The 18,590-nt window shown below is 52.3% G+C and carries 16 protein-coding genes, 1 tRNA gene, 1 rRNA gene and 2 pseudogenes; 4 read left to right on the top strand and 16 right to left on the bottom strand.

What is annotated here, in order from left to right; translation table 11 throughout:
• Nucleotides 1-5 precede the first annotated feature (5 nt).
• Genes acrB through ACTQ4R_RS00090 form a run of 3 tightly spaced genes read right to left on the bottom strand, consistent with a single transcriptional unit; the run spans nucleotide 6 to nucleotide 2,836 of the window.
• The gene (acrB, locus tag ACTQ4R_RS00100) at nucleotides 6-806 is read right to left on the bottom strand and encodes an acryloyl-CoA reductase electron transfer subunit gamma (protein ID WP_441624685.1); all 801 of its coding nucleotides are present in this window, start codon (nucleotides 804-806) and stop codon (nucleotides 6-8) included.
• A gap of 22 nt (nucleotides 807-828) precedes the next feature.
• Complete coding sequence (locus ACTQ4R_RS00095; protein ID WP_441624684.1) at nucleotides 829-1,971, bottom strand: acyl-CoA dehydrogenase; 1,143 nt, start codon at nucleotides 1,969-1,971, stop codon at nucleotides 829-831.
• A 25-nt stretch (nucleotides 1,972-1,996) separates the two neighbouring features.
• Entirely contained in the window at nucleotides 1,997-2,836 is an 840-nt protein-coding gene (locus ACTQ4R_RS00090) for a 3-hydroxyacyl-CoA dehydrogenase family protein (RefSeq protein WP_441625978.1), read from the bottom strand.
• 355 nt (nucleotides 2,837-3,191) lie between these two features.
• Between ACTQ4R_RS00090 and trmB the strand changes: the two genes are divergently transcribed.
• Nucleotides 3,192-4,238 carry a tRNA (guanosine(46)-N7)-methyltransferase TrmB gene (trmB, locus tag ACTQ4R_RS00085; RefSeq protein ID WP_441624683.1) on the top strand — a complete coding sequence of 349 codons (1,047 nt, stop codon included), beginning with the start codon at nucleotides 3,192-3,194 and terminating at the stop codon, nucleotides 4,236-4,238.
• A 107-nt stretch (nucleotides 4,239-4,345) separates the two neighbouring features.
• Here the strand turns inward: trmB and tnpA are convergent.
• The 9 genes and pseudogenes from tnpA to ACTQ4R_RS00040 all read right to left on the bottom strand — a co-directional run bounded on the left by tnpA (nucleotide 4,346) and on the right by ACTQ4R_RS00040 (nucleotide 13,373).
• Nucleotides 4,346-4,790 (bottom strand): annotated as a pseudogene (tnpA, locus tag ACTQ4R_RS00080) (IS200/IS605 family transposase).
• On the bottom strand, nucleotides 4,783-5,712 hold the full coding sequence (locus ACTQ4R_RS00075; protein WP_441624682.1) for a DDE-type integrase/transposase/recombinase: 930 nt from the start codon (nucleotides 5,710-5,712) through the stop codon (nucleotides 4,783-4,785). The pseudogene tnpA and the gene ACTQ4R_RS00075 overlap by 8 nt, the downstream one beginning before the upstream one ends.
• A 97-nt stretch (nucleotides 5,713-5,809) precedes the next feature.
• Nucleotides 5,810-5,902: pseudogene (locus ACTQ4R_RS00070) on the bottom strand (IS200/IS605 family transposase); the annotation flags it as partial.
• 499 nt (nucleotides 5,903-6,401) lie between these two features.
• The gene (locus tag ACTQ4R_RS00065; RefSeq protein WP_441624681.1) at nucleotides 6,402-6,644 is read right to left on the bottom strand and encodes a type II toxin-antitoxin system Phd/YefM family antitoxin; all 243 of its coding nucleotides are present in this window, start codon (nucleotides 6,642-6,644) and stop codon (nucleotides 6,402-6,404) included.
• Between the two features lie 177 nt (nucleotides 6,645-6,821).
• Entirely contained in the window at nucleotides 6,822-7,802 is a 981-nt protein-coding gene (locus ACTQ4R_RS00060; protein WP_441624680.1) for a hypothetical protein, read from the bottom strand.
• Nucleotides 7,803-7,840: 38 nt separating this feature from the next.
• Entirely contained in the window at nucleotides 7,841-10,891 is a 3,051-nt protein-coding gene (locus ACTQ4R_RS00055; RefSeq protein WP_441624679.1) for a type III restriction-modification system endonuclease, read from the bottom strand.
• Nucleotides 10,891-12,420, bottom strand: a complete 1,530-nt coding sequence (locus tag ACTQ4R_RS00050) for a site-specific DNA-methyltransferase (RefSeq protein ID WP_441624678.1) — start codon at nucleotides 12,418-12,420, stop codon at nucleotides 10,891-10,893. The genes ACTQ4R_RS00055 and ACTQ4R_RS00050 overlap by 1 nt, the downstream gene beginning before the upstream one ends.
• Before the next feature lie 209 nt (nucleotides 12,421-12,629).
• Nucleotides 12,630-13,235, bottom strand: coding sequence for a protein adenylyltransferase Fic (gene fic / locus ACTQ4R_RS00045; RefSeq protein ID WP_325299595.1), 606 nt, complete (start codon nucleotides 13,233-13,235; stop codon nucleotides 12,630-12,632).
• Nucleotides 13,236-13,296: 61 nt separating this feature from the next.
• Nucleotides 13,297-13,373 (bottom strand) — tRNA-Arg (locus tag ACTQ4R_RS00040).
• 374 nt (nucleotides 13,374-13,747) lie between these two features.
• Between ACTQ4R_RS00040 and ACTQ4R_RS00035 the strand changes: the two genes are divergently transcribed.
• The 3 genes from ACTQ4R_RS00035 to ACTQ4R_RS00025 all read left to right on the top strand — a co-directional run bounded on the left by ACTQ4R_RS00035 (nucleotide 13,748) and on the right by ACTQ4R_RS00025 (nucleotide 15,712).
• Nucleotides 13,748-14,377, top strand: coding sequence for a redox-sensing transcriptional repressor Rex (locus ACTQ4R_RS00035; RefSeq protein ID WP_441624677.1), 630 nt, complete (start codon nucleotides 13,748-13,750; stop codon nucleotides 14,375-14,377).
• Nucleotides 14,378-14,412: 35 nt separating this feature from the next.
• Nucleotides 14,413-15,498, top strand: a complete 1,086-nt coding sequence (locus ACTQ4R_RS00030; protein ID WP_441624676.1) for an S-layer homology domain-containing protein — start codon at nucleotides 14,413-14,415, stop codon at nucleotides 15,496-15,498.
• 76 nt (nucleotides 15,499-15,574) lie between these two features.
• Nucleotides 15,575-15,712, top strand: coding sequence for a hypothetical protein (locus tag ACTQ4R_RS00025; protein ID WP_441624675.1), 138 nt, complete (start codon nucleotides 15,575-15,577; stop codon nucleotides 15,710-15,712).
• 60 nt (nucleotides 15,713-15,772) lie between these two features.
• On the opposite strand, the gene ACTQ4R_RS00020 is transcribed toward ACTQ4R_RS00025, so the two are convergent.
• The 4 genes from ACTQ4R_RS00020 to rrf all read right to left on the bottom strand — a co-directional run bounded on the left by ACTQ4R_RS00020 (nucleotide 15,773) and on the right by rrf (nucleotide 18,572).
• Complete coding sequence (locus tag ACTQ4R_RS00020) at nucleotides 15,773-16,348, bottom strand: manganese efflux pump MntP (RefSeq protein ID WP_441624674.1); 576 nt, start codon at nucleotides 16,346-16,348, stop codon at nucleotides 15,773-15,775.
• Between the two features lie 20 nt (nucleotides 16,349-16,368).
• Nucleotides 16,369-17,049: a DNA/RNA nuclease SfsA gene (gene sfsA, locus ACTQ4R_RS00015; RefSeq protein ID WP_441624673.1), complete on the bottom strand. Its 681-nt coding sequence runs from the start codon at nucleotides 17,047-17,049 to the stop codon at nucleotides 16,369-16,371.
• A 476-nt stretch (nucleotides 17,050-17,525) separates the two neighbouring features.
• Entirely contained in the window at nucleotides 17,526-18,203 is a 678-nt protein-coding gene (locus ACTQ4R_RS00010; protein WP_441624672.1) for a VanW family protein, read from the bottom strand.
• Between the two features lie 253 nt (nucleotides 18,204-18,456).
• Nucleotides 18,457-18,572: ribosomal RNA gene (rrf, locus tag ACTQ4R_RS00005) — 5S ribosomal RNA — on the bottom strand.
• Nucleotides 18,573-18,590: the final 18 nt, after the last annotated feature.

The raw sequence follows: 18,590 nt of genomic DNA, 5'->3' as shown, positions 1-18,590 counted from the left end.
CTTTCTCAGATGATGTGCTTGGCGGTCAGAATGCCCACCAGCTTCTCGCAGGTCTCCTTGCCGTCGCCCTCCAGCATCATGCCGGCGCCCTTCTGGGGAGGCGTGAAGCTCTTGAAGATGTTGGTGGGAGAGCCCTTCAGGCCGATGGTGGTGGCATCGATCAGGGGATGATCCTTGAGGGTCTCATAATTGTAGGTGGCCAGGGGCTTGCTGTAAGCCTCGAACACGCCGGAAACGCTCATGTAACGGGGCTGGTTCAGCTCCTTGATGCAGGTGACCAGGCAGGGAGTCTGGGTCTTGATGGTCATGTAGCCATCCTCCAGCATGCGCTTGACGGTCACGTTCTTGCCCTCGACAGTAATGTCGGCGGCATAGGTGATCTGGGGCAGGTTCAGCTTCTCGGCGATCTGGGGACCAACCTGGGCGGTATCACCGTCGATGGCCTGGCGGCCGCAGAGAACAATGTCGTCCTCCTCGATGCCGATGGTGCTGATGGCAGCAGCCAGAACCTGGGAGGTGGCGTAAGTATCAGAGCCGCCGAACTCACGGGCGGAGACCAGAACGGCCTCATCAGCGCCCATGGCCAGGGCCTCACGCAGCATGCCGGCCGCGGGAGGAGGACCCATGGTGACAACGATGACCTTGCAGTCGGTGGCGTCCTTGATCTTCAGGGCGGCCTCCAGGGCGTTCATGTCATCGGGGTTGGTGATGGTCTGCATGGAAGCGCGGTTCAGGGTACCATCGGGATTGACGGCGACCTTGCCGGAGGTATCGGGAACCTGCTTAATAGAAACAATGATCTTCATGTGAATCGTTACCTCCTATTTCTTACTTCACGCCCAGACGGCTGGAAATGACCATGCGCTGAACCTCGGAAGTGCCCTCGTAGATCTCGGTGATCTTGGCGTCGCGCATCATGCGCTCCACGGGATACTCACGGGTGTAGCCATAGCCGCCGAACAGCTGGACGGCACGGCGGGTCACATCGGAAGCGGCCTCAGCGGCAAACAGCTTGGCCATGGAGGCGTCCATGGAATAGTCCTCATGCAGCTGCTTCTTGCAGGCAGCGGCGTAGACCAGGTACTGGGCAGCCTGCATGCGGGTGTGCATGTCGGCCAGCTGGAACTGGGTGTTCTGGAACTGGCTCAAACGGCGGCCGAACTGGACGCGCTCCTGGGTGTACTTGATCGCCTCGTTCACAGCGCCCTCGCCCAGGCCCAGAGCCTGCGCGGCGATGCCGATACGGCCGCCGTCCAGGGTCTGCATGGCGATCTTGAAGCCCTTGCCTTCCTTGCCCAGCAGGTTCTCCTTGGGAACGATGCAGTCCTCAAAGATCAGATCGCAGGTGGAGGAGCCGCGGATGCCCATCTTCTTCTCGTGCTTGCCGGTGGAGAAGCCGGGGAAGCTCTTCTCGACGATGAAGGCGGAGATGCCGTGGTTGCCCTTGGACTTGTCGGTCATGGCGAACACCACGAAGGTGTCGGCCACATTGCCGTTGGTGATGAAGCACTTGGAGCCGTTCAGGACGTAGTGGTCGCCTTCCAGAACAGCGGTGGTCTGCTGGCCGGAGGCGTCAGTACCGGCGTTGGGCTCGGTCAGACCGAAAGCGCCGATCTTGCGGCCGCTCAGCAGGTCGGGCAGGTACTTGCGCTTCTGCTCCTCGGTGCCGTTCTCAAAAATGGGAGCGCAGCACAGGGAGGTGTGGGCGGAGACGATAACAGCGGTGGTGCCGCAGACCTTGGCCAGCTCCTCCACGCACATGGCGTAGGACAGAACGTCGCCGCCGGCGCCGCCGTACTCCTTGGGGAAATAAATACCCATCATGCCCAGCTTCGCCATCTTCTCCACGGTCTCCATGGGGAAGCGCTCTTCTTCGTCGATCTCCTCGGCCAGGGGCTTGACTTCGTTCTCGGCGAATTCGCGGTACATCTTACGGAGCATCAGCTGCTCATTTGTCAGATGAAAATCCATACCTTTTACTCCTTTTCTATGTGGTTTACTTGGAATAATCGTAGAAGCCCTTGCCGGACTTACGGCCCAGCAGACCACCGCGGACCATCTTCTTCAGCAGCAGGGCAGGACGATACTTGGAGTCGCCGGTCTCGTTGTACAGGGTCTCCATGATGGCCAGGCACACATCCAGGCCGATGAAGTCGCCCAGAGCCAAGGGGCCCATGGGATGGTTGGCGCCCAGCATCATGGCCTTGTCGATGTCAGCCACGGAAGCAACGCCGGTCTCCACCAGGCCGATAGCCTCGTTGATCATGGGGATCAAGATCTTGTTGACGACGAAACCGGGAGCCTCAGCCACCTCGACAGGATCCTTGCCGATCTCCTGAGACAGCTTATAAACGAAGTCGAAGGTCTCCTGGGTGGTGTTGGCACCGCGGATGATCTCCACCAGCTTCATGCTGGGAACGGGGTTGAAGAAGTGCATGCCGATGACGGGATGCTTCAAGCCGTTGCCCATCTCGGTGATAGACAGAGAAGAGGTGTTGGAGGCGAAGATAGCCTCGGGCTTGCACAGCTCATCCAGCTCGTTCAGCAGGACCTTCTTGGTGGCCATATCTTCCTTGACGCACTCGATGATCAGATCGGCGTCGGCGCAGGCGGACTTCTCCTCCACCAGGATGTTGGCCAGCAGAGCGTCCACAGCCTCCTGGGTCATCTTGCCCTTCGCCACACGCTTGGCAAGAGACGCAGCCAGCTTATCCTTATGCTTCTGCGCGGAAGCGACGGAGCTTGCATACATCAGAGCGGTGTGGCCCTTCGCGGCGAAGACCTGAGCGATACCGCTGCCCATAGTACCGGCGCCAAAAACTGCAACTTTCATGATTTTTCCTCCTGTTATTTCAATTCTTTGTTCGGTTTTTACGATCGACATCTGCGGGGGAAAACAGAGCAAATCCCTAGTTTGCCAATTTACTCACAATCTTTATTATAGGGGTGTGTCAGAAATTTATCAAGTGGAAAATGTATGTTTTCCCACGGTTTTTCACTTTTTTACACTTCGTACAAAATACTCGTTAAAATTTATACAATTTTGTTAAGCTCTTAACATAACTGTCTTTCCGCGGCTGTCACTTCTCCTCCTGTTCACCATTTACAGGGGCGTTTTCCTGTGTTAAAATGGGACCGCACCCACAAGGTATTGTGGATTTTACGAAAAAATCATCCAGGAGGATCTTCCTATGCGCATGCGGAAAAAGAAAAATCTGGTGCCCCGGATGGAACGCTGCGGCGACTTCCTCATCCGGGACCCCTACACCATGGCCGGCAAGTGGCGCCAGCTGATGCCGGAAGCCCGGGAGATCCGGCTGGAGCTGGGCTGCGGCAAGGGCCGCTTCACCGCCGGCACCGCCGCCGCGGAAAAGGATGTGCTGTTCATTGCCGTGGAGATGGTGCCCGACGCCATGGTGGTGGCTATGGAGCGGTGCGTGAACGCCGGCCTCACCAACGTCTATTTTGTGGACGCCAACGCCGACCAGCTGCCCTGCTTCTTCGCCCCCGGCGAGATCGACCGTATTTATCTGAATTTCTCCGATCCCTGGCCCGGCAACCGCCACGCCAAGCGCCGCTTGACCCACGGCAACTTCTTGAAGCTGTACCGCCAGGTGTTGAAGATGGGAGGCCAGATCCATTTCAAAACAGACAATCAGCCTTTATTCGAATTCTCTGTGGAGGAGATCCCCCAGTTCGGCTTCACCCTGTCGGAGGTCACCCGTGACCTTCACGCCAACGGTCCTGTCGGCGTCATGACGGATTACGAGGCCAAGTTCTATGAGCTGGGCCAGCCCATCAACCGGCTGGTTGCCACCATGGTGCCCTGGGACGAGCCATTCCCCACCAACGTAAAGGTGGTAAAGGAGCGCTGGCTGGACGCCTTCGCTGACGGCGTCTCCGAGGCGGACCTGGGAAAGCACGTTCTGGCGGAGGGCAACTACCTCTGGCACCTGTTCTCCTGGAAGCTGGTGCCCTGCCTGGAGGGTGACGCCGCCCGTGAGGCGCTGCCTCAAGAGGATTGCTGGCAGTTCTTCTGTGAGTGCCCGCCGGCGGCCCTGCCCCGGGTGCGGGCCATGGCATGGGAGGATATCGCAAAGCTGCCGGAGGGTGTGGACTGGTATCTGGTGGACAAGGACTTCACCTGGACCTACGCCCATCCCCACGAGGCGGGCCTGGGCCCCTACTTTTATCAGCCGGAAGCACAATCAAAACCACCGGTTGAACCGGTGGTTTGAACAAGCCCTATAAGGGCCTATCTCTTGTGGCCGCCCCCTTAAGGGGGCACAGAATAGTCTGACAACCACAAAATGATCTCTGGCAGCCCCCTACTCGGGGGCTGCCATTATTTGCCCTGTTTCACCGGCTCACCCGTAAACGAGTCTACAAATTCTTTTAGGCTGATCTGGTCATTTGCGATATCTTCCTGTAATTGATTCCGGATGTACTCTTTGATTGCCCCTTCGTACTTTCCTACTGTATCGACGTAATAGCCTCTGCACCAGAAATGCCTGTTCCCATATTTATATTTCAAATTCGCGTGCCGATCAAATATCATCAGACTGCTTTTACTCTTGAGGTATCCCATATACTGAGCTACACTCAGGTGCGGCGGGATTGCCACAAGCATGTGGATATGATCCGGACAGCATTCCGCCCCCAGTATCTCCACCCCTTTTCGCTCACTTAATTCTCTCAATATTTTTCCCCACATCGGCTTTTATCTTTCCATATACAATTTGCCGACGGTATTTCGGTGCAAATACGATGTGTGTAGGATTGTCAAACATATTGGACAGAGAACTCGACAGGAGATAGCCAGTGGAGAGGCCTCATTGGAAAGTTGTTGGAACGACGATTATGGACAGAAAGCTGCTTATCAAAGTCTGCAAGGGAATAAAAGCAGTGGGAAGAATAGAAGTGTTTCTGGCCTTCCCGGTGGCTGCGCTCTACTTTGCCGTTATGTCGCGGCGTGTAAGGCCGGATGAGCTTGTGTCGGATGCCAAGTTCTCTTGCCGTTGCTTCAAATAACGTAGGCAGATTCCGCTTGCTGTTGGAGAAGCGGTTGGTAAATTCGAAGCCGTTATCCGTTTGGACGCACTCCACCCGAATGACTCGGCGGGCATACCACTTCGCCAGCTTTTTCAGGAAATCAGCAGAGGAGTAGGTAGATTGCTCCGGATAAGCCGCCAGAAAGCGCAGACGGGTAAACTCGTCAATGGCAGTGTACTGGAACAAGCGCAGCTCAGGGTCTGTGATACAACGTTGCGGAACGACTTTCACATCCACCTGGACCCGCTGGCCGGGATAGGTCATCTGTTCGTAGGGCTTTGGCTTGTAAGAGCTTTTTTGCTTTTCGCCGGGAAACAGCCCCAATTTCCGCATGACCCGGAACAAGCTTTCCGGACGACGGGCGTAACCACGCAGTCTCAAACGGTGCCACAACTCCACCATGCCCAACGTGGGATTGCGGCGGCGCATATCTCGGATCAGCTTCAATTCTGCCTCAGTGTGCTGGCTTGGGTGATGACTATGCGGCCGTCGGGATTGGCAGGCCAGGGACTCCACACTGCCGTCCCAACGGCCCTGCCAGAAGTAGATATACGACCGGCTTTTGTTATATTTCCGGCTGGCACGGCTGACGTCGTATTTCGCCGCGTATTTCATCAGGGATTGCCTGTACGCCATGTCCTGTGTTATACTCTTGCTCATGAAGGATATGGCCCCCTTTCGTCAAGTTGTTGTGTGGTAACTCAACTTTAACCGATAAGGCCCTATCCTTCATCCTTTTTATTCACTTGTCCAAGATGTATTGTAATCCTACACGGTATTTCGGTGCAAATACGATGTGATACTTGCACCTCCATTTACTATGTGATAAGCTTTTTAAGTCATCTTGCATGACAAACCTCCTGTGTTTTCTTTTGTGGTTGCCAGACCAGCATTAGAGTATCACAGGAGGTTTCTCTCGCATATACTAAAGTATTTTTTCCACCCCCAGTTCAACTGGGGGTTTTATTGCCGCTAAAGCGCCAACAAAAAAAGCTTTGAAACTCAATGGTTTCAAAGCTTTTTTTGTTTGGTACGCCCGACTGGATTCGAACCAGCGGCCTTCAGAGTCGGAGTTATCAGGCCGTCAACGTTGGAACGCTGATGTCCCAGGGGTTCCAGTAGTTTTGCACAAATATTCAGGAAAAACGGAGCAAACCTGGGAGCCATTGCGCCGCAATGGCTCCCGGGTTTTTTCGTATCTTCCGAAACAGTAGTCAAATAGTAGTCAGGAGTTCTCAAATCCTGTGCTCCCTGACCCATGACAACAATGCTTCGTATTTCATCTGTCCCGCCGCAACAGCGAGTCCCACTTCTGCGGCCTCTTGAATGTCTCGCCTTTTGACGCATTATCACTTTGCCAACTCCAGAAATGCCGGCTTATATTTTTCCAGAATGCGGGCCGCGGCAAAATCAATTTTCTCATCGTCACTCATCTCAATGACGGGGGAGCTATCCAAGTCAATCAGCATATATTTGGGACGATCATTCTTGAAAATAACAGCACTGCCTTTCTCCTCGGCAATGCGTGTCATATGGGAAAAGCTTTGATTTGCTTCGGCTCCAGAAATAATAGCATCGCTATCTATATTCATACGTGAGCCTTCTTTCTGCTAATATTTTGAAATAGTCAGATGATTCTAATATTCTGCATATTGATTAAAATCAATAAAGGCTGGATCACAAACTTACAATTCTAAAAAACGAAGTTTAGCAGGACCGGGGTATTGCCCCGGTTCTGCTGTTTTCAGCAGTATTGTTAGTGTTTATCATTACGATCCCGTAGTAGAGGGAGGACCTGCGCCATCAGGAACATCAACCCGAAGAATCTCCTTTGTCTTTTCTGGCGGCCAGGGAGCTGTTAGGCGGGTGCAGTCGAATACGGAAGTTACTTGCCCCCGGCAAAGAACGTTTTTGGCCCCAAAGGGAACCTCCACCCAGTCGTCTATCTTAACGGGAAGCTGTCCGGTCAGGTAGGAATAGACACGCGTGCTGCCTTCGATTCTGACCGTACAGTAGCGGTAGACCGTCCCATCATCCGCCAACACTTTTTCGGTTTCCGCAGTTTTGGGAGGGACATTGTCTTTTTCTGATGGAGCCGATGCTTTTCGAAGTTCCTCCATAATTTGGCGGAGCGTTTTATCATACGCTGTTCCCCTCTGCAAATATGGCTCTATCAGAGCGAACAGTTCCTCCGCCTGTGCATCCCGGTGCAGTTCCTTGCAGGCAAATAGAATTGCTTCATGGGGTTCCCCAATATAGGCGCTTTGGAAAACCTGCTGCTCAAAACGGGGATCGTACAGCTCATCCAGAATCGGTTCCAGGCTTGCCGGAAAATCAAGGCCCTCTTTCCAGACGGATTCCATGTACTCGTCAAGCAGAAACTCAGCCGTACCCGATGCCTGCAGTTCCTCCCCAGCGTCATCCAGAACCATCCTCCACATACGGATCGCCAGTTCCGGTTGATCGGGGTAGGTATCCTGGAGAAGGTCTTCGATATAGCCATCCGTCCGTTTTTCTTCTGGCCAATCGCAAAACGCTTCTGGAAATTCCTTCAAAAGGCGATCCATCTCCGCAGAATCCTCCCGGGAGGAAACTTCCTGATCCGGACCGTCAAATGTGACTTTCAGTCGCAGCGTTATTTTGGCTGGCGCACTTTTTACAGAACCAAAATTTCCGCACCAGCCGCACTGCCATTGGATTCCTGTAACGGTGGCAGGGCTTCCGCAGTTTGGGCACCTGAATGTTGACATAGAGCCTTCACTCCTTCTGAAAACAATGCAGTCCAATATCAAGAGACCAGATTCATCAGTTTTTCAAAGCTGTCCACAACATCATACGTTACACTCTCGTTGCTGATGGCCGCAAAATGGGCCTTTGCGCACTCAATTTTTGCCAGCTCTACGCCTCTTAGCTCCAGACTATCAGTGTTGCCCTTCGTTTCTGCAATAAAGCAAATATGCTTCACAGAGCCTTCGTTAAAGGCGATTGCCCAGTCTGGATTATATTTCCCAACAGGCGTAGAGATGAAGAAACTACTCGGAAGCTTTGTATAGACGGCAACCTTGTCGTTGATGTCCAGTTCACTGGCAAATCTCTTTTCATTGTCAGAATCATAGATGATGTGGCTGTACAAGCTCCGATTTGCTTCCATTGCGTTCATACCCAGTTTACCACGGAGATTCGCACTGGTAAAGATACCGGTATCATAGGCAGTGTCCAACTTGTTATAAGTGATATGCTCGATGATCTGGGTCGCCTTTTGATTGCTTATCAGCTTAGCGGATTTGAGAATAAACTCCTCCGGGTTCAAACGGAACATGGAGAATTTCTGCGGAGAAATGCCTTGCAGAATGGCAGCAATAGTAGCACGGGTCAAGCCGGTTTCTTCAACCAGTTTTCCAACCAAATCATACCGAACACTGCCAAGCGGCGCATGCTTTGCAGTTTCCTGATTGGTGCGGGTCTTGTGGAATCCATCTCCCTGTTCCAACTGTTCTCTGGATTCCATATGGGAAGTCTGTTCGCCGTACTCGGTTTTCACAGTAATTCGAGTGACATCCAGTTTGGCGTCGATTTCCCGAATGGAGTTGTCAATCAACTCCTGCTTGTCAAAGTGAACCGTATAGAAGGATTTGTGGTTGATTCGCTCCCAAAGCTCCAGAAACTCCTTCTTTTTCAGCTTTTCTGGGTCTATTTTAGCATCCACATTGTTCCCGTGGGCATCTTCTGTCGGTATCGAGTGCTTGTCATAGATGGAAGAGAGAATATTCACGATGGAAGTTGCACAGTCTTTGACTTCTTCTGCCACTTGGACGGTGCCGCTGGCCTTATCCGCATAATACTTTTCGGTCAGTTCACCCCGTTTTACATAGCCGTTGCTGATCAGGTCCTCGTAGATCGCCCCAGCCAATTCCGGCGTGACCTTGATGGAATCTCCATTGGCGTTGGTAAGTACCTGGTGCAAAAATAGCTGCTCGTCCACCTTTTTGGGCCGATCCGCCAGAGACTCTGCCAGACCTGCCTGCAGCGCTTCTGCAAACTTTCCGAATTCCATATCGGTGATGAGGGTCAGTTTGTTCAGCTCTTGCACTTCACTGCCCAGCATGCTTTCGTCCATACGCTCGCCTTGCTGGTTGACGCATAGCCGAAGGCCGCGGCCAATCTCTTGACGACTGCGAATTTCGGAGTCGCTCTGTGGCTTCAATGTACAGATTTGGAATACGTTAGGGTTGTCCCAGCCCTCACGGAGGGCGGAGTGAGAGAAGATAAACCGTACCGGCTCGTCCAGACTAAGCAGACGCTCTTTGTCTTTCATGATCAGATCATAAGCATCAGCATCATCAGAGGTCTGGGTTTTCCGGTCAATTTTACTCTCTACAAACCGTGCCTTTTTGCCCTTCTTCTTGTCAATGGAGAAATAGCCCTGGTGGGTTTTGTGGACATCAATTTTATCCAGGTATTTGAGGTATGCCTCGTCGCCAATCTCACGCTGGAGAGAACCCACCACGCTGGCATATTCCTCCTCAAACATTTTGGCATACTCACCGTTGCGGCCATCGTCGTTGTCGCCGTCGTACAGGCGGTATTTTGCCACCTCATCGATGAAAAACAGGCTCAGGACCTTGATGCCTTTTGGATACAGTTCCCGCTCACGCTGAATGTGGGTGCGAATAGTCTCCCGAATCTGGACTCTCCGCTGGAGAGCAGTCATTTGTTCGTTGCCCTGAATTTGTCCGGCGTAGAGCTTCAATCCGTTCAGGAAAGTGACAGAGTTGTCCCGACCATCGATATTGGTGATAATATAGCGGTCATCATATTCCTCCAAGCCGTTGGACTCATCCAGCAGGTTGGCCTCTCGCCCCAGCTTTTTTACAACAGTCCGCGTCCCGATTGCTCCCTTGACTTCAAATCCAATGCGGGCAGTCGGGGCTTTGTTTTTATAGAGGTCGATGCCCTCCAGATACACATACCCATTGGTGGCAGTGGAGCCGGTAAGGGTGACACCCAGTGCGGCGATTTTCTTCACCAAATGCTGGTTGTAGGCGTCCATGGCATCCAAGCGGTACACCATGTCATATTTTTCCTTGTGGGTGGCGGAGTAGCGCAGAGTGAACAGGGGGCAGAACTTTTTCAGGCTCTCCTTGGTCTGTTTACCTTCCACGCTTTGCGGCTCATCGATGATCAGAATGGGATTTGTTCTTGCAATGATGTCGATGGGCTTGCGGCTGCGGAAGGTGTCCAGCTTTTTGTCAATGATTCGTTGGTTTTTGCTGGAATTGAACGCCTGCATATTGATGATCATGACATTGATGGCACTGTCTGAGGCAAAGCGGTCCACCTCGGTGAGCCGGTCAGATGAGTAGATAAAAAAGCGGATTTTCTTGCCGTATTCCCCGGCAAAGTGTTCCTGGGTGGTCTGAAGGGATTTGTAGACGCCTTCCCGGATAGCAACCGACGGCACCACGATGATGAACTTGCTCCAGCCGTAGCGCTGATTCAGCTCGTACATGGTCTTGACGTATGTATAGGTTTTTCCAGTGCCGGTCTCCATCTCAATGGACAGGTTGATGCCCGGTCCCGCCAGAGCTTCAGAGGCCTTCAGGCCATTACGCCGCTGGACTGTTTGCATATTTTTCAGGATATGGGAGTTGGTCAGCTCCGGTACCAGGGGATGGTTGCGGAAGCCGGTGTCGCTCATATCCAGATTTGTCTGGACATTGGTCATATCGCCCAGGTCCAGGCGATAGGTGGTGGTACGGTAAGGTTGGCCGTTGAACACATCACAGACTGCCGCGGCAGCCTCTGCCTGGAAGGGCTGATGTTTGAATTGGAGTTTCATCAGATCACCTTCACCTTCGTGTCCGGGGAGAGATTTTTGAAGATTTCAGTGACATTGATCTTGTCCGCATCGGTGGCAAAGGCGCTGTCCCGGAAGATGGCACGGAGCGGCTGCTGCTTCGCCATATGCTCCACCACGGTAGTGGGAACGTGTTCGTTAAAGCAGGCCATGAGGGCACCGGTGTCTACATTATGCACTATATAGCCATCCACGGTCTCGGCAGTATGGGGTAGGCTGATCTCCACTCCCCTGTCCAGCAGGCAGGCGTAGAGCAGGTCCAGGTCCGTGCGGTCATCCTTGATATTGCTTACTGTTTCACCGATGGTGAGCTGTGTCAACTCTTCGGGGTGATAATAGACATCCTTCATGTTGCTCTCGTCCACCTGGAATACCCGGAAGCCGATGTCCAGGTCATCGTCAGGATGCTCGGCTTTGATTTTATCACCTGCCCGGCGGATACGCTCTTTGCCGATTTCGCAGATATTTTTGTAGCCGGCTTTGAATGCTTCGGATTTTTCATCGCAGGGCTCTGGCAGCTGTACCATGATGAATTTGCGGTGCCCGCCGTCCTCGGCATTGAGCTGCATGACAGCATGGGCGGTGGTGGCAGAGCCGGAAAAGAAGTCCATAATTATTGCATCTTCTGTGAGGTTAACAATACTAATCAAATAACCAATTAATTCCACAGGTTTTGCAAAATCAAATGGGATAGACAGTTCTTGGAGTTCTTTTGAACTGGCTCTGTTTTCCCATTTAGATATTAAATCTACAGGTACCATGCCCTCTTCCTGACGGTCAGAAAGCCAAATTTTTGTATAGACATTCCATTTAGCGGGTGTTCCATCAGCATTAATTAAAACGCCGTCGGATTCTTTAAATGCAATATTTCCTTTTTCCTTTTCTTCTAAATAGCGATCTCTGCTCCATCTCCAGCAACCGTCATTCAAATGCGGAATGACCATCTCTCCATCTCTTGGAATACGAGGCATCGTCTCTCCAGGAGGTATAACGAAACTCCCATCAGGACACTCAATAAAATATCGCTGATTTGGCCTTGCATCCAGTGAGGATTGGTATAGACCAAATGGCCTGTATCGTTCTCCCTTCTTTTCACCAATGGTTTCAACAGAAGTATATAGTTTATTTATTATTTCATCTGAGATTGGCTCTCTAAAATTACCTGTTTTTGTTAAATCTCTGCCATAAACCAGAATATATTCCATGTTAGGAGAAAAGAACCGCCCTTTTGCACCACCGCTCTTCATAACACGAGATATTATGCCACATCTATTCGATGCTCCGAAAACTTCGTTGCAAATTGCCGTGAGGTTTTCAAGTTCTGACTGACCGATGCTTATAAAAATTACACCATCATCTGTTAGAAGGTTTCTTGCCAACATCAGTCTTGAATACATCATACTACACCAGACGGAATGAAATCGCGGATTGGTTATGTTGTTCTCATGGAAAGTTTTTTCTCCATTCTCGTCGTATAGACCGACTTCGTTTTCGTATTCATCCTTGCTCATTATAAAATTATCAGGATAAACAAAGCTATACCCATGCGTTCGATAAGAACAAGAAAGCGGCAAGCGAGGTGTTGCAGAAGGGACTGGAAATCTGATAAGGATAGAATTGTGCTACAAAGTGAAATTGCAGTACAAAAAGCCACAGAAAACTCCCTTGTAGATGATGATCGTTCTACAAGGGAGTTTTCATAGACTTAAAATTGGATCAATCACAGTTCCTCGGCCTTGAAGATCGCATAACCCTCATAGTAGTAGCTGTGGTCAATACCTTTCATATACACTTCACGGCTGTCAATTTCGTCTGTAAGTGCATTTTTCAGGATGTGCTTGATTTCTGTATCCCGGATAGGACTGCGTTCCATGGCCAGCAGATAGTCCTCCTTATCCACGCGGCTCCAGTCTACCACCTGGTGCAACTCGGCTTTCAGCAGCAGATCCAGCCAGATGCGTGTGCTGCGCCCGTTGCCTTCGCGGAAGGGGTGGGCGATGTTCATCTCCACATACTTCTCAATGATCTCATCAAAAGTGGACTGCGGCATCTTTTCAATATTCGCAAGCGCCGCTTCCAGGTACATCACCGGAGCAAAACGGAAGTTGCCCTTGGCGATGTTAACTGTGCGGAGTTCGCCGGCAAAGTCGTAAATCTCCTCAAAGAGGTACTTGTGGATGGCTTGCAGGGAGGAGAAGGTTCCGGCCTCCAGCTGATTCAGCAGACCCTTCTCAAAAAGCTCGACAGCTTTCTTTTTGCTGATTCGCTCTTCTTCACGGGCGAGATCAGCAGAGGATGTGAGTCCCAGTTTATTCTCAAGAGCCATGGCGAAACCTCCTTTGCCTAAATTAAAACAAAAGGCACTTACTTTCGCAAGTGCCTTTTACTGGTACGCCCGACTGGATTCGAACCAGCGGCCTTCAGAGTCGGAGTCTGACGCGCTATCCAACTGCGCCACGGGCGCGTATCAAAACGGTATGAACTTGTGGGGAAGTGCTATTTTTCAAAATAGTGGTCAAATAGTAGTCAACGGTGGAAGATATTTTCCTCTGCGTTGGCTGGAAGCCACTGATTGCAAGGGGTTGCGCCGGTTCGCTGCGGATAGGACCTGAAACGTCGGAGTCTGACGCGCTATCCAACTGCGCCACGGGCGCATACCCATAAGATGTATTCCCCTCACGTACTATGGTAGTATAGCAAGATTTTGGCGTTCTGTAAACCCCTAATATAAAAATTTTTTCCGAAAAAGATTGTTAAAAAATTTGACAAGTTCACTATTTTGCGATAAACTATATTTGCGAATATTTTAACGAATCCTTAAAACAGGAGTGAATTTTTTTGAAAAAAGAGAACATCTCTGACGCCGTCATCCGGCGACTTCCCCGATATTACCGACAGCTGACCGATCTGTGCAACCGTGGCGTGGTCCGCATCTCCTCCCATTCCCTGGGACAGGAAATGAATATCACCGCCTCTCAGATTCGTCAAGACTTCAGCTGCTTCGGCGAATTCGGCCAACAGGGCTACGGCTATAACGTGGAGGAGCTGCGAGCTGAGATCGGACATATTCTGGGCGTAGATAATAACCACCACTTGGTCATGATCGGCGTTGGCAATCTGGGCCATGCCCTGCTGCAAAACTTCCCCTTTTCCCACACTGGCTTTACCGTGGACGCCGCTTTTGATGTCTCCCCCGCTGTTATCGGCACTTCCGTCAATGGCGTGCCCATCTACTCCATGAGCGATTTGGACAGCTTCATCCGGGAGCACAGCGTGGATGTGGTGGTCTTGACCATCCCCCAGTCTGTAGCCCAAGACACTGCCAACCGGCTCATCGACCTGGGTGTCCGGGGCTTTTGGAACTTCACCAATGTGGAGCTGTCCTCCCCCTCCCCGGATGTGAAATTTGAGAACATCCACTTTGCTGACAGCCTGCTCACCCTCAGCTACCGCATTGCCAACCGCTGACCCGCCGTCCACCGGAAAGGATTTCGATTTCCTATATGAAAAAAAGGGTTATTCTCATTACCGCCTGTCTTCTGGCCTCTGTGCTGATGGTCACCGCTCTGGCTGCCGGTGATGCCGGCGATCCTCTAATCTCCCTGTCCTATCTAACGGAGGTCTTTACCAAGCAGGTGGACCAGAAGGTGGAGGAAAAGCTGGATGTTTCCGATACCACTATTTTAGGAGGCGATACCTCTTTACCGGATACCTCCATTGCCAGGACCTGGACAGAGACCCGCTTGAAGGCCCAGGATGTTCTGCTGGGCACCACCGGCACCAGCGTTATGGTGCTGGCTGGGAAGGCAGAGGTCTCTTTCCCCTTTGGCACAGTGGTAGATGTGACCACTGGCACCGCTGTCACCACCGGCACCGCTCTGGCTCTGAACCACCGCTACATGGTAGCGGAGGACACCAGCGCTCTTTTCCAGATCACTTCCAAGACCGCTGTTGTGGACTACCAGGGGAGCTATGCTTTCAGCTATTCCGATACGGTGGACTACAATGCGATCGCCTACGCCCTGAAAACCATGCACCTGTTTAAAGGCAGCTTCACCGGCTACGGCCAGGGATATGACCTAGAGGCCGCTCCCACTCGGTTGCAGGCCCTCATCATGTTCATCCGTGTTTTGGGCGAAGAGGATGCAGCCCTTGCCTATACCGGGACCCACCCCTTCACCGACATCACCAAGGGCACACAGGCGGACAAATACGTGGGCTATGCTTATGCCAAGGGATACACCAACGGATACTCCGCCAATACATTCCGGCCTAGTCAAGCCATTCCCGCCAACCAGTACATGGAGTTCGTGCTTCGGGCCATGGGATACAGCTCCTCCGACAACAAGACCGTATCTGACGCTCTGGAACGGGCGCTGGCCAGCGGCGTTATTACCGTAGGTGAATACACCGCCCTAAAGAACGGAATCTTCCTCCGGGCGGATTTGGTCTATGTCTCCTATTACGCCCTGGATACCCAGATGGCCCTAGGCGGCCAAACTCTGCGGGACGTGCTGCTGGACCGGGGGGTGTTTACCTCTGCCGAATCCCGGGAAGCTGACCGATTGGTTTCCTCTGGCCGAATATAGTAGTCACCTTTGTCAGACCTCCGCATAGGATGAACTGAGACCGCTTCCGGTCTACGTCTTCATAGGAGGCTACGATATGTGTAACAATGGTTGGGGCGGCGGCAACTGCTGCTGGATCATCATTCTGCTCATCATCATTTGGTGCTGCTGCGGCAATGGCAACTGGGGTGGCTGCGGCAACAACTGCGGCTGCAATTCCTCTTCCTGCTGCTGAGGTTCATAGCGCGCAAAGCCCCCGGGCCTTTTGGCCCGGGGGCTTTTATCGTGATGTACGTTAGGCGAGAATACCCAGGTGCTCCAGCAAGATCTTCACACCCAGCAGGATCAAAATAATGCCGCCGGTGAGCTCCGCCCGTTTTTTATACCGTGAGCCGAAGAAGTTGCCCACCACAACACCCACTAAAGACAAGCAGAAGGTCGTGCAGCCGATGAGAGAGACCGCAGGAAGAATCAAGACATCCATAAACGCAAACGCCACACCGATGGCCAGCGCATCGATGCTGGTGGCTACCGCCATCATGAAAAGCTTCTTGTGATTCAGCTTGCTGTTCACCGCGCAGGAGGTCTCTTCCTCTTCGGGGGACAGCGCCTCCCGGACCATGTTGCCGCCTATGAGCGCCAACAGCACAAAGGCCACCCAGTGGTCAAAGCTCTGAATATAACCGGCAAACTGGAAGCCCAAAAACCAGCCGATTAAGGGCATCAGCGCTTGGAAGCCGCCGAAGTACAGGGCAATGACGCCTCCCTGCCGCAAATTCAGCTTCGGCATGCAAAGGCCCTGGCAGACAGCCACGGCAAAGGCGTCCATAGAAAGGCCCACACCGATCAAAAACAGCTCCACAATACTCATGACAAACTTCCTTTTCCTCTTTACAAAATCACCGGCACCTTCCGGCGGATGGAAAGACTATCCGGCGTCACCAGGCAGTCATAAGCGCAAACGTTTACGCCGCAGGCCGCAGCCTCCCGCAGTGCCGCGCCGAAAGCGGGGTGTGTGTCGTTATTGGGCGATACAGAAACGGCGTTTCGAAATTGTACCACAAAGAACAAGGTGGTGTCAAGGCCAGCCTTCGCCGCCTTTTGCAGCTCCCGGATGTGTTTGACACCTCGCTCCGTGGGCGCGTCCGGAAAACGGGCAGCACCGCCATCCTCCAGCGTCACACCCTTTACCTCCACCAAATGCGATCCCGCAGCTGTTTCCAGGCAAAAATCCAAGCGGGAATCCCCATACCGGAACTCTGGCCGTACCGCCGTCACATCCGGTAAAAAGCTCCCTTGTTTTACCCATTCAGCAAAGACCTTATTGGGGGCCTGGGCGTCCATATTGATGAGCAGGTCTCCCTTTTCCACAGCGATCAAGTCATATGCCGTCTTGCGGCCGGGATTTGTACCCTGTTCCAGATAGACAGTGGCGCCAGGGACCAGCAGTTCCCGGCAGCGGCCGGTATTTTTCACGTGAACGGTCTGTACCCCCTCCGCTGTCTCCACAAGAGCGATAAAACGGTTGGGGCGGGTCAGAAAGCGGCCAGGGATGACAGTTCCATAACGCATGGGACATTCGCTCCTTTTTCAGCAAGGACTGATATGTCCAATTATAACACACACCGCCGCGACATTCAAACCATATCAGACCAGTGCTGTGCCGCAAACCACAGCTTTAACCTTTTCCGTGAATTTGTCCTTTTTTGTAATACAGTAATATTTCCGAATCCTGCCGGTCTCTGTCTCTGAAAAGCTCCTGCCGGATTCTGTATACGGAAGGTAAAGCAGCTCTCCCGGCACTTAAAGCGTATCCTGGACATCGTGGAGCTGCCAAAAATCTCTACCCCCGCTGTGTTCACATGCTCCACAGATCCCACTGGAGCTCCCGGGGTTTCCATTGCACACTTCCGGACCAGCTGAGGGACATAACCAAGCCACCCCACATCCCTCACATGGTCCTCAAAATGCGCCTCCAACTACCGGAAAATAATACCTTGGATATCTATGTATAGAATAGATATCCAAGGTACGTTAACTGCGTTTTTTTATTTTTCCGGCAGCAGTGGGCTGTACATCATAATAGCATCGTTCGTAAACAAAAACTGTTCCTCCAACAGCTGGTCTGACAGGTTATAGATTAGACGGAACAATACGTTGTGGCGTATATATCCGCCCCAGGAGGCCTGGTCTATCCGGGCGTCCCGTTCCACAATCTCGTATCGGCATACCGGCGCTGTCACGGCCCGCCACTCCCCCTCTAAATGCGTTTCACCCACCCGAAGGCACAGCTGAAAGTCCTGGTCCGTGTCATTGCGGATCATCAAATCCCGGTGAGGATAGGCGCAGGTAGCGCCGCTGCCAAAGGGCTGCGTACGGGTGGAATCTGGAAAAACATCATGGGAATGGCGGTAACGCTCCACTATCGTCAAAGACGTGTGCAGTGTCATCCAAAAAATAAGGTTGGAAAGCTGGCAAAGCCCGCCACCCACATCGCTGCCAATATGGCCCAAAAACAGCACCATCCCCTCTTGATAGCCTTTCCGACGGGTAGGCTTCCCAATGAGCCGCCAATAGCTGAAGGTCTCTCCGGGATGGAGGATGATGCCGTCCAAACGTGAAGCCGCCAGCTTCAGATTCGTGACCTTATTTTGCTGGAGCACCATATCCTCTCCCCGCAGCTTCCGCAGCAGCGGCGTGGCATGGGAAAAGTGAATACAGGGCAATCGCTCCGTCCTGCGCTCCTTAGCCCAATGGAATTTGGGAGAACACCACAATAGATACCGCTTTCCCGTATAATAGACCTTTCCCAACCGCAAACGAAGCCAACTGCGTTGGATTGGTGGCCGTAAGGTACTGTTTTTCGAGTAGGCCATAGCTCTCTCCCCCTTTCTTTTGCTCCATATTAATTGTTAAGCAGCCGAAATTCTTTACAAAAGGGCAACAAAAAAGAGCGACAGTCGCGAGACTGTCGCTCAGTGTTGGCGCTACCTATCTTCCCGGGCCGTCACCAGCCAAGTATTGTGGGCAGAAACGAGCTTAACTACCGTGTTCGGAATGGGAACGGGTGGACCCTCGTCCTAATCAGCACCAACTGCGTTATCCGTGTTACC

Origin of the sequence: Dysosmobacter sp. Sow4_B12, assembly GCF_052116665.1 — a bacterium.
Taxonomy (GTDB): domain Bacteria; phylum Bacillota; class Clostridia; order Oscillospirales; family Oscillospiraceae; genus Oscillibacter.
Note: the sequence above shows the minus strand (reverse complement) of the source record. Positions and strands in the feature narration are given on the sequence as shown.

Excerpts from the sequence above, each read along its gene's own strand:
- sfsA (WP_441624673.1), bottom strand. The coding sequence starts at position 17,049 with ATGCGTTATGGAACTGTCATCCCTGGCCGCTTTCTGACCCGCCCCAAC.
- ACTQ4R_RS00020 (WP_441624674.1), bottom strand. The coding sequence starts at position 16,348 with ATGAGTATTGTGGAGCTGTTTTTGATCGGTGTGGGCCTTTCTATGGAC.
- ACTQ4R_RS00030 (WP_441624676.1), top strand. The coding sequence starts at position 14,413 with ATGAAAAAAAGGGTTATTCTCATTACCGCCTGTCTTCTGGCCTCTGTG.
- ACTQ4R_RS00050 (WP_441624678.1), bottom strand. The coding sequence starts at position 12,420 with ATGAGCAAGGATGAATACGAAAACGAAGTCGGTCTATACGACGAGAAT.
- fic (WP_325299595.1), bottom strand. The coding sequence starts at position 13,235 with ATGGCTCTTGAGAATAAACTGGGACTCACATCCTCTGCTGATCTCGCC.
- ACTQ4R_RS00060 (WP_441624680.1), bottom strand. The coding sequence starts at position 7,802 with ATGTCAACATTCAGGTGCCCAAACTGCGGAAGCCCTGCCACCGTTACA.
- acrB (WP_441624685.1), bottom strand. The coding sequence starts at position 806 with ATGAAGATCATTGTTTCTATTAAGCAGGTTCCCGATACCTCCGGCAAG.
- ACTQ4R_RS00095 (WP_441624684.1), bottom strand. The coding sequence starts at position 1,971 with ATGGATTTTCATCTGACAAATGAGCAGCTGATGCTCCGTAAGATGTAC.
- ACTQ4R_RS00065 (WP_441624681.1), bottom strand. The coding sequence starts at position 6,644 with ATGAATATAGATAGCGATGCTATTATTTCTGGAGCCGAAGCAAATCAA.
- trmB (WP_441624683.1), top strand. The coding sequence starts at position 3,192 with ATGCGCATGCGGAAAAAGAAAAATCTGGTGCCCCGGATGGAACGCTGC.
- ACTQ4R_RS00055 (WP_441624679.1), bottom strand. The coding sequence starts at position 10,891 with ATGAAACTCCAATTCAAACATCAGCCCTTCCAGGCAGAGGCTGCCGCG.
- ACTQ4R_RS00075 (WP_441624682.1), bottom strand. The coding sequence starts at position 5,712 with ATGAGCAAGAGTATAACACAGGACATGGCGTACAGGCAATCCCTGATG.
- ACTQ4R_RS00025 (WP_441624675.1), top strand. The coding sequence starts at position 15,575 with ATGTGTAACAATGGTTGGGGCGGCGGCAACTGCTGCTGGATCATCATT.